Genomic DNA, 1,193 nt, shown 5'->3' on the forward strand with positions numbered 1-1,193 from the left:
ACCCACACCCGTCCCACCGTCCGCCCGCCACCGGCCAGACAAACCACTCCGCCAAGCAAAACGCCCGGCCAGCCGAACCGACCAGCCTGGCGGATCCTGGGCACCCCGTCCTGGCGAAGGCGCCGTCTCGCGCTGCGCCGGCCTGTGCTGCATCGGCCCGCGCTTCGCGGGCCCGCGCTGCGTCGGCCTTGGGCGAGTCGGCGGGGGGTGGATTGTGTGGCTTGGTGGATGAAAAGGATTGAGTATCTGCTTCGTCATGTGAACCGATGGCATGGTGGAGTAGGTCTAACTCGCGTTGGCGTCTTGCGTGCGCTGACACATGCGGGCTGACTTGCGCGGGGAACGGTCCTCGCGGTCAGGAGAGGGGAACGGGCCGTTGTCCTACGGGCATATGGCGGGCGGCGGACCGTCTGTCGACACGATCCTGTCGGAGCCGAACTGCAAGCCGGGCGGGGTCGTGGCGGGCAAGGTGCATCTGCGCGGCGGGGCGCAGCCCGGCGAGATCCGGCACGTGACGCTCGCGCTCATGCCGCGCATGCAGAACGGCTACGGCGGGGAGACGGCCGGGCCGGAGGTGTACCGGGGCGCCCTCACGCGCGGTTTCCGGCTGGAGACCGGGCAGCAGCGCGACCTTGCGTTCTCCATCCCGCTGCCGTACGAGCTGCCGTTCACCACCGTGCTCGGGCACGAGCTCCCGGGTTTCACCATCGGGATGTGCACCGAGGTCGACGTGGCCGGGCAACCGGACCCCGGCGACATCGACCCGATCTCCGTGGAGCCGCTGGAGTCCCAGCAGTGGGTGCTCGCCGCGATCGCCCGGCTCGGTTTCCAGATCTCGAACGTGACGTTCGAGTCGTCCAAGCTCCGGGGCGTCGCCCAGCAGCTTCCGTTCCACCAGAAGATGCACCTCAACCCGCCGACGTCGTACCAGGGACGGATCGACAAGGTCGGGCTGAGCTTCGTCGCGAGCCCGCGCACCATGGCGTTCGTCCTGCGCGCCGAAGACCGCGAGGCCCCGTCGGACGAGTCGTTCGGCGTGTTCGCGGTCCCGCACGCCGAAGCCGCCGAAACCGACTGGAACTCCAAGATCGGCCAGTGGCTGGAGTCCGCGGTCGCCCTGCCACGCTCGTCCGGCTCCGGCTCAAGCGCGTCCCACGGCAGCCACCCGCCGCCGCCTCCGGCCCAGGCCCCAC

General features: G+C 70.2%; 1 protein-coding gene. It reads left to right on the plus strand.

Annotation, left to right across the window (positions count from 1 at the left end; translation table 11 throughout):
* Window positions 1–376: 376 nt before the first annotated feature.
* The coding region (locus tag E1281_RS39695; protein WP_165959331.1) for a sporulation protein at window positions 377–1,193 on the plus strand (817 nt) is incomplete at its 3' end.

The organism is Actinomadura sp. KC345, assembly GCF_004348515.1.
Taxonomy (GTDB): domain Bacteria; phylum Actinomycetota; class Actinomycetes; order Streptosporangiales; family Streptosporangiaceae; genus Spirillospora.